The organism is Pontibacter sp. HJ8, from assembly GCF_054824225.1.
This window is the reverse complement of the sequence record NZ_JSYF01000285.1, coordinates 1-9,310: the sequence shown is the minus strand read 5'-3', so window position 1 is coordinate 9,310 and position 9,310 is coordinate 1. Positions and strand designations below refer to the sequence as shown.

Sequence of the window (9,310 nt, the reverse complement as noted above, 5' to 3'; positions counted from 1 at the left end):
AGCCCTGGGAGGCATACGCCCTGCAGCTGAAGTAAAAATAGGAATCTCCATTCCCGGACCCTTTGATTACGAAGCGGGAATTTGCCTGTTCAAGAACCAGAATAAGTACGATTGCCTCTATGGCCTGAATGTGAAGGAGCTCCTGGCCGCGCAATTGGAAATCGACGTTGCCAACATCAAACTGATCAACGATGCCGGCTGCTTTCTGCGTGGGGAAGTTTTCGGGGGAGCAGCAAAGAACATCTCCTCCGCCATGGGACTCACGCTGGGGACAGGTCTGGGCTCGGCTATACTTGCCGATGGGGTCGCAGAAGATGCCGACTTATGGCATGCCCCCTTCCAGGACAGCATTGCAGAGGAGTACCTTTCTACCCGGGCTTTTGTACGCTCTTATACCAAAAAATCAGGTAAAACGGTGGCAGATGTAAAGGAACTTGCCGCTTTGTATCCCCACGATGCAGATGCGCGGCAGGTGTTCGCTGAGTTTGCCGAAAACTTAGCGCTGTTTCTGGCCCCCTACCTCCGCGACAAGCAACCGGAGGTTTTAATAATAGGAGGGAATATCGCCAACGCATGGGAACTGTTTATGCCGGCCACGGCCAGCCAGCTAAAATCAATGGGCATACAGGTGCTGATCCAAAAAGCTGTATTGGCAGAGGAGGCTGCGCTCATTGGGGCTGCCAGCTACTGGCATGACGCTCTGGTTAAATCAGACAGCAACTAGCCCGCCTGCAACAGGCGTGATCATAGAAAATAAGCATTTAAAATTGAAGCATATTTTATACTTATACAATTCAGGAATGAAATCAGGGATCAAGAAAATAGCTTTTGCCCTACTGGGGATTTTCCTATGTGCCACCTCCTTTGCCCAGACCACGCTGGTTGAAAAAGTGACAGACCCGGTAGCGTGGGTGAACCCGTTGATGGGTACTGATTCCAAGCACAGCCTGTCCAATGGCAATACTTATCCGGCCGTGGCACTGCCCTGGGGCATGAACTTCTGGATGCCGCAAACCGGTAAGATGGGCGATGGCTGGGGGTATATGTACAGCGCCGACAAGATTCGCGGGTTTAAACAGACGCACCAGCCCTCGCCGTGGATGAACGACTACGGCCAGTTCGCCATCATGCCCGTTACCGGCAAGCGAAGGTACAACGAAGATGACCGGGCCAGCTGGTTCTCGCATAAATCAGAAGTGGTCAAACCTTACTACTACAGCGTATACCTGGCCGATCACGATGTAACGACAGAGATCACACCCACCGAACGGGCCGCTAGTTTTCGCTTCACTTTCCCCCAATCCGACAGCGCCTATGTGGTGATCGATGCCTTCGATAAGGGCTCTTCCATCAAAATCATACCTGCCGAAAACAAGATCATCGGCTACACGACCAAAAACAGCGGCGGCGTACCCGAAAATTTCAAGAATTACTTCGTCATCGTATTTGACAAACCTTTTGCCAGCACAGCCGCCTGGAGCGGTGACAAACTGCAGCCGCAGGTACTTGAACTGAAAGACAACCATGTAGGGGCTGTAGTAGGTTTTAAGACGAAAAAAGGCGAGCAGGTGCAGGCGCGTGTGGCCTCCTCTTTTATCAGCCCGGAGCAGGCAGAACTGAACCTCAAAGAAATTGGGCAGGATGATTTTGAGACCGTCAAAGAGAAAGGCAGACAGGCCTGGAACAAGCAGCTGAGCCGGGTTGCCGTTGAGGGTGGCACACCCGACCAGATGCGCACATTCTATTCCTGCCTCTACCGCACGCTGCTCTTCCCCCGCAAGTTTTACGAGATAGACGCCGCCGGCAAGGTGGTACATTACAGCCCGTACAACGGCAAGGTACTGCCCGGCTTTATGTATACCGACACCGGTTTCTGGGATACTTTCCGCGCTTTGTTCCCGTTCCTCAACCTGATGTACCCGTCTGTAAACGCCGAGATCCAGGAAGGGCTGGCCAATACGTACAAAGAAGGCGGCTGGCTGCCGGAGTGGGCCAGTCCGGGCTACCGCAACGTGATGGTGGGCAACAACTCGGCTTCCGTGGTGGCTGATGCATACCTGAAAGGCATCCGTGGGCAGGACATGAAGGCGCTTTACGAAGGGGTGCTGAAAGGCGCTAATAACGAAGGCCCGCTGACTGCCGTGGGCCGCGCGGGAGCTTCGTATTACAACAAGCTGGGCTACGTGCCTTACGACGTGAAGATCAACGAAAATGCCGCCCGTACCCTGGAGTATGCCTACGACGACTTTGCTATTTATCAGCTCGCGAAAGCCCTGAAGCGTCCTAAAAAAGAAATCAACCTCTACGCCAAGCGCGCCCTTAACTACCGCAACCTCTACGACCCGGCCACCGGGCTGATGCGTGGCAAGAACCAGGATGGCACGTTTCAGTCGCCGTTCAATCCCTATAAATGGGGCGACGCTTTCACCGAAGGCAACAGCTGGCACTACAGCTGGTCGGTGTTCCACGATGTGCAGGGCCTGATCAACCTGATGGGAGGTAACGCCAACTTTACCGCCAAGCTGGATTCTGTCTTTACTCTGCCGCCTGTGTATGACGAGAGCTATTATGGTTCCGTTATTCACGAGATACGCGAAATGCAGATCGCCAACATGGGCCAGTACGCCCACGGCAACCAGCCCATCCAGCACATGATCTACCTCTACAACTATTCCGGCGAGCCCTGGAAGGCGCAGCACTGGGTGCGGGAGACCATGGACCGCATGTATACGCCAGCACCGGACGGCTACTGCGGCGACGAAGACAACGGGCAGACCTCGGCCTGGTATGTGTTCTCGGCACTGGGTTTTTACCCGGTTACGCCGGCCACCGACCAGTACGTACTGGGAGCACCTTTATTCAAAAAGGCAACGCTGCAGCTGGAGAACGGCAAGCAGCTGGTGATAACCGCACCGGAGAACAGTGCAGCCAATAAGTACATCACCAGCATGCGCCTGAATGGCAAGGACTACGACAAAAACTGGCTGAGCCACACCGAATTGTTAAAAGGAGCCACGATGGAGTTCCGCATGACAGACTCCCCTAACAAGGAGAGAGGCACGAAGAAAGATGCCTATCCTTACTCCCTGTCAAATGACAAATAATTTAACGCGATATCTATCCTATACCTTAAGTAAACCTAATAGTGTATGATCAAACTTGGAAACACACCCATTCGTGGCGTATTGCTGGCCGGGATCGTGCTGATGTGCAGTACAGGCATTTCCCAGGCGCAAACCGCGGCAGGGGCAGCAGCGGGAATACCCCTGAACAACCTGTCCTCTTTTAAAGATCCTGGCAAAAGCTGGCTGATCGCATCGGATGTAACCGCGAAACTGGACAAGGAGAACCTGCTAACATTGGTGGAAGGCGCTGGCGTTCTGGTTAACCAGCCTGGCAAAAAGAACAAAGGAACAGACCTGTATACCAACTTCGAGCATGGCGATATGGACCTGGAGCTTGACTTTATGATGGCAAAAGGGGCAAACTCCGGGGTATACCTGCAGGGGCGCTATGAGGTACAGCTGGAGGACAGCTGGAACGTTCAAAAACCCACTTCAGCCAACAACGGGGCCATTTATCAGCGCTGGGACGACAGCCGGCCGGCCGGGCAGCAAGGGTATGAGGGCTATGCTCCCCGCCAGAACGTGAGCCGGGCACCTGGCCTGTGGCAGCAGCTGAAACTCTCTTTTCAGGCACCCCGATTTGATGCCAGCGGTAAGAAGATTGAGAACGCCAAAATCCTGCGTGCCGAGCTGAATGGTGTGGTGATACATGAGAACGTAGAGCTCTCCGGTCCTACACGCGGCGCCATGAGAAATAATGAAGTGGCCACAGGGCCACTGCGTCTGCAGGGCGATCATGGCGCGGTGGCATTCCGCAACATCAAGATCACCAACTACGGAAAACCACGCCCTGAGCTTGTCAACCTGAAGTATAAGGTATACAAAGGAAAGTATGAGAAGGAGCCTGAGTACGACAAGCTGCCTCCCGAGGCGGAAGGGGAGTTGGTTGCGCTGACTTCTAATGTAATCACTTTTCCCAATAATTTCCTGATCCGCTATACCGGCACGCTGCGTGTGGCAGAGCCGGGTGAATATACCTTTAACCTGAGTGCGGCAGGGGGCAGAGGGATCATGAAGATCAACAACAAGGCGGTTATCCCGCTGGAAGGTAGAGACCAGCAGGGTACCGTGACCTTGCCTGCAGGGGACATGCCCTTTGAGCTGCTATACTCGAAGCTGGTAGAGTGGGGGAGCCCTGCAGTTGGACTGGCTGTTACCGGACCGGGCATTCGTCAGTACCTGGTGGGGGATCTTGTGAGTGGCGGGAACAACAATGCGGAGGGACCTATTCTGGTTGATGCTCCGGTTAACACGATCCTGCGCAGTTTCGCGGATCTGCCTGTTGCCAACAAAGACGGGGGCAATCGCACCAGGGTGGTGCATGCCGTGAACGTGGGCAGCCCGGAGCAGGTGCACTATACCTACGATCTGGATAAGGGGAACATGGTACAGGTATGGCGCGGCGGATTCCTGGATGCCACTCCCATGTGGTATAGCCGTGGCGACGGATCATCCCGGCCTATGGGCACAGTGCAGTACTTCGGACAGCCTGCCCTGGCGCTGGCTAAACTAAGCTCGCCGCAGGCCGCCTGGGCAGCCGATACAGCTGGCAGTGGCTACAAGCCGGAGGGCTATGATCTGAACAAAAGCGATCAGCCAACCTTCAGCTACCAGGTATACGGCACGATGGTGCAGGACGCGATCAAAGTGATTGATGGAGGAAAAGGGCTGCAGCGTGAGCTAACCGTACAGAGCCCGGTAGAGAACCTGTACGCTCGCCTGGCGCAGGGCAGTACCATTGAGGCTGTCGGCAAAGACATGTACCTGATTGACGGAAAGTCTTATTACATCCGGGTGGATGATGCCGGTGGAGCAAAGCCTGTTGTGCGGGACGCAAACAAGCAGAAGGAGTTGGTTGTGCCCGTACGCAGTAAACTCAGCTACTCTATTATTTTCTAACGTCAGAATTTCCTACTCATGAAACATACTCATATTAAAACACTACAACATGCTGCCCTATCCTTGCTGCTGACTGCGGCTACTGTAACAGGAATCCGTTCCACGGCCCTGGCTCAGGAGTCTCCGATGGAAGAGGACTATTTCAGGATTGCAAGTGTGAGAACGCCGGAGGGCGTGTTGCTGGAAGTCGGTGGTATGACCGTGCTGCCTTCGGGTGAGCTGGGCATCTCGACACGGCGCGGCGATGTATACATTGTAGAGAATCCTACGAGCCAGCAACCTTATTTCCGCAAATTCGCGTCAGGGCTGCATGAAATTCTTGGATTAGCCTACAAAGACGGCGCCCTGTACGCAGCGCAGCGCGGGGAACTGACCAAGATGATCGACACAGACGGAGATGGCAAGGCAGATAAGTTCAAGACTGTCTATGCCTGGCCCCTTTCCGGGCATTACCATGAATACAGCTTCGGGCCGAAGCTTGCCCCGGATGGTACTTTCTTTGTGACCGGCAACGTCGCTTTCGGTAGTGAGGAATGGTGGCGCGGCGAAAGCCGGGTGCCATGGCGCGGCTGGACGATGAAGATCAGCGAAGACGGCAAACTGGAGCCCTGGGCAACAGGTATGCGCTCACCGGCCGGGATAGGCGTCATCGATGGAGAGCTCTTCTATACCGACAACCAGGGCGATTGGATCGGTTCAGGTGCGCTATGGCATGTGACAAAAGGAGCCTTTACAGGTCACCCTGCCGGCCTGCGCTGGACCAACCAGCCAAACTCACCGCTTAAATTGACGACGGAACAGATGTATGCCCAAGTGGATCCCCGGCAGGTAAAGGATGCCAACGGCCGTTACATCAAGCCGGAGAATGTTGTCGATGATAAGTTTGTGACGATGTTCGACCTGAAAGAATCCCTGCCTGGCTTGCGTTTGCCTGCTGTATGGCTGCCGCACGGTATCCTGGGTATCTCGAATTCGGAGCCCCTGAAGATTCCGGAAGAAAACTTTGGCCCGTTCGGCGGGCAGATGCTGGTAGGCGACCAAGGGATGAGCCTTATTTCGCGCGTGTTCCTGGAGAAGGTGAACGGCGAATACCAGGGGGCGGCCTTCTTGTTCAGGGCTGGCTTCCAGTCCGGCGTGCTGCGCATGGCCTGGGCAAAAGACGGCTCTTTGTTTGTAGGAGAAACCAACCGTGGCTGGGGCTCGGCCGGTGAAGCCAACCAGGGGCTGCAGCGCCTGGTATGGAATAACAAAGTGCCCTTCGAAATGCGGGCTGTCCGTGCCATGCCGGACGGGTTCGAGATCGAGTTCACCAAGCCTGTCGACAAAAAGTCGGCGGAGGATATAGCCTCCTACAGTGTTTCCAGCTTCACCTATAAATACCAGGCGGTATACGGAAGCCCTCCTGTGAACACAGAAGAGTGCAAGATAAAAGGCGTGAAAGTGTCAGAGGATGGCATGAAAGCGCGTATTGTGGTGGATAATCTGCGCCGCTACTACGTCCATGGCATCACGCTGGGCGGGGTGCGGGAGCGCGATAACTCCTATTCGCTGGTACACCCAACTGCTTATTACACGCTCAACAACATACCCGAAGGACGGAAGCTTCCGTTGAGCGAGGTGAGTACCAAAAGCTCTGCCGCACCAAAGGCAAATGCAACCGCTACGTCAGCCAAAGCGACAACCACTAAAAAAGCTGCTCCAGCCAAGGCAAGTGCTGCTGCTAAGCCAGCTGCGGGCAAGGTTGCTGCAAAAACTGCCGCTCCTACCTACATCGAAGTGAAGGGACTGCTGGCAAAGTATACCTGTGTGGCCTGCCACAACCCGGAGAAGAAACAGGTAGGGCCAGCCTATGTGGATGTAGCCAAGCGCGGGTATACTCCTGAGCGGATTGTAAAACTGATTCACAACCCGGAGCCGAAGAACTGGCCTGATTATGCGACCGAGATGCCGCCTATGCCACAGGTTTCGAAAGAGGATGCCCTCAAGATTGCCAAATGGATCAATTCACTGGCTCCTGCCGGCAAAGCTTCTGCTAAATAGGGCGGATCGGATTTTTACTGCTTCTTACACAACATCTATACCTGTTCGGGAACATGAGCAGGTATGGATGCTGTGTTCCGGAGCTGCGTTGCTTAGTTGAATACAGAACTGTCATTCATTCAGGTGTTCACCTTATACCTTCTACTAACATATGATTCAGATGAAAAAAACTTATTTACTCTTACTGCTTGTTGCTACTGCGCTGGCGACATATGCATGTGCGACTACTCCGGGCGGTAATGCGGCCAAAGCGGATAACACACTGACCAAGGCAGAAAAATCGGCCGGTTGGGTCCTGCTCTTTGATGGGACAAGTATGGAGGAGCATTGGAAAGGATTTAGAAAAGAAGGAGTGCCGGCTGCCTGGCAGATAGAAGATGGCGCCATGGTACTTGCCAGCGCCGGAGGCGGAGATATCATCACCCGGAATGAATACAAGGATTTTGAGCTGACGCTGGACTGGAAAATATCGGAAGGCGGTAATAGCGGTATCTTCTTTAATGTGTCGGAAGACCCGAAGTTCAGGTATACCTGGCAAACCGGACCTGAGATGCAGATCCTGGACGATGAACGGCATCCGGATGCCAAAATGGGCAAAAACAATAACCGGCAGGCAGGCGCCAACTACGACCTTCATCCCCTTTCTGAGCCCGCTGTGAAGCCGGTGGGAGAGTTTAACACCGCGCGCCTGATCGTGAAGGACGGAAAAGTAACCCACTACCTGAACGGTAAGAAAGTAGTGGAGTATACCCTCTGGAGCCCTGAGTGGGAGCGCATGGTGAAGGAAAGTAAGTTTGCCAGCATGCCGGACTACGGGCGTTACAAAAGCGGGCACATCGCTTTGCAGGACCACGGTGACAAGGTATGGTTCAAGAACATCAAGATACGGCCGCTCTAAATTTTGCGTATGAAAAAGCTATTGACACTTTGCCTTCTGCTTTGCGCGACCCTGCAGGTATACGCGCAGGTTGCACCGGAGCAAAAACAAACAGTAGGGGGGAAGAAATTGAAAAATGCCACTTCCGGAAACCCGATCTTTCCGGGATGGTATGCCGATCCGGAAGGCGTAATATTTGGGAAAAAGTACTGGATATACCCGACGTACTCAGCCCCCTATGAGGAGCAGGTGTTTATGGATGCGTTCTCCTCACCGGATCTGGTGAACTGGACAAAGCATAGCCGCATTATTGACACAGCCAGTATCAAGTGGGCAAAAATAGCCATGTGGGCTCCTTCTATCGTTGAGAAGGACAAGAAATATTACCTGTTTTTCGGCGCAAACGATATCCAGAGCAACAACGAGCCCGGAGGTATAGGGGTAGCCGTGGCCGACAATCCTGCCGGCCCTTTCAAAGACCATCTGGGCAAGCCGCTGATCGATCAGTTTCACAATGGGGCACAACCCATCGACCAATTTGTTTTCAAGGATGAGGACGGGCAGTATTACTTGCTGTATGGAGGATGGAGACACTGCAATATTGCGAAGCTCAACGCTGATTTTACCGGCTTTATTCCTTTTGAAGACGGCAGCACATTCCGGGAAATAACACCCGAAGGGTATGTGGAAGGGCCGTTTATGTTTAAGAGAGGAGGCAAGTACTACTTTATGTGGTCAGAAGGCGGCTGGGGAGGCCCCGATTACCGGGTAGCCTATGCCATCGGCGACTCACCGCTTGGCCCTTTTAAACGCATTGATACCATCCTGAAGCAGGACCCGGAAGTTGCCACCGGGGCCGGACACCACTCCGTGATTCACAACAAGGGGCAGGACAAATGGTATATTGTTTACCACAGAAGGCCACTAGGAGAAACAGGCCGAGACCATAGAGTCACCTGCATCGACTACATGGAGTTTGACACGAACGGGTATATAAAGCCTGTCAGAATCACGAAGGAAGGCGTATCCAGGCAAAAAATAAGGTAAACCAAGCCGGCAAAGCGGAATTTGGCAAACAGAAGCAATAGATAGAAATTGCTTCTGCCCGCAGGTGCTTTCCTTTCTGGCTTCCTGGTTGCCTGCCAGTCTTTTTGCGGGTGGTTTTGCGCAGGATAAAACGGCAGGTGCTGTTAGCGAATGTCATAAGAAGGGAAATGAGCATCCTGTAATGAAGGTATAAGCTTTTGATTCAGTAGGGTATAGCCTGTTGAAAGTTATTGCTGCATCCGCTAACCTTATGCTGGCTGCTCGTTATCTAGGTGGGATTGCCCCCTTCGTATCGGTGTATTATCCGCTTCAAAGAAATAAT

6 protein-coding genes are annotated in these 9,310 nt (G+C 53.4%); all 6 read left to right on the top strand.

Going from position 1 to position 9,310, the window contains the following annotated elements; all coding sequences use genetic code 11:
- Positions 1 to 724: ROK family protein (locus OB13_RS13150; RefSeq protein ID WP_461490626.1), on the top strand; the 724-nt coding region annotated here is incomplete at its 5' end.
- A gap of 76 nt (positions 725 to 800) precedes the next feature.
- On the top strand, positions 801 to 3,104 hold the full coding sequence (locus tag OB13_RS13145; protein ID WP_461490625.1) for a GH92 family glycosyl hydrolase: 2,304 nt from the start codon (positions 801 to 803) through the stop codon (positions 3,102 to 3,104).
- 45 nt (positions 3,105 to 3,149) lie between these two features.
- Entirely contained in the window at positions 3,150 to 5,024 is a 1,875-nt protein-coding gene (locus OB13_RS13140; RefSeq protein ID WP_461490624.1) for a family 16 glycoside hydrolase, read from the top strand.
- An 18-nt stretch (positions 5,025 to 5,042) separates the two neighbouring features.
- Complete coding sequence (locus OB13_RS13135) at positions 5,043 to 7,064, top strand: hypothetical protein (RefSeq protein ID WP_461490623.1); 2,022 nt, start codon at positions 5,043 to 5,045, stop codon at positions 7,062 to 7,064.
- A 160-nt stretch (positions 7,065 to 7,224) separates the two neighbouring features.
- Positions 7,225 to 7,962 carry a 3-keto-disaccharide hydrolase gene (locus OB13_RS13130; RefSeq protein WP_461490622.1) on the top strand — a complete coding sequence of 246 codons (738 nt, stop codon included), beginning with the start codon at positions 7,225 to 7,227 and terminating at the stop codon, positions 7,960 to 7,962.
- Positions 7,963 to 7,971: 9 nt separating this feature from the next.
- Positions 7,972 to 8,988, top strand: a complete 1,017-nt coding sequence (locus OB13_RS13125) for a glycoside hydrolase family 43 protein (protein ID WP_461490621.1) — start codon at positions 7,972 to 7,974, stop codon at positions 8,986 to 8,988.
- Positions 8,989 to 9,310 lie beyond the last annotated feature (322 nt).

Bases quoted from the DNA above. Each gene is read 5' to 3' on its own strand.
- OB13_RS13145 (WP_461490625.1), top strand. From the start codon at position 801: ATGAAATCAGGGATCAAGAAAATAGCTTTTGCCCTACTGGGGATTTTC.
- OB13_RS13140 (WP_461490624.1), top strand. From the start codon at position 3,150: ATGATCAAACTTGGAAACACACCCATTCGTGGCGTATTGCTGGCCGGG.
- OB13_RS13135 (WP_461490623.1), top strand. From the start codon at position 5,043: ATGAAACATACTCATATTAAAACACTACAACATGCTGCCCTATCCTTG.
- OB13_RS13130 (WP_461490622.1), top strand. From the start codon at position 7,225: ATGAAAAAAACTTATTTACTCTTACTGCTTGTTGCTACTGCGCTGGCG.
- OB13_RS13125 (WP_461490621.1), top strand. From the start codon at position 7,972: ATGAAAAAGCTATTGACACTTTGCCTTCTGCTTTGCGCGACCCTGCAG.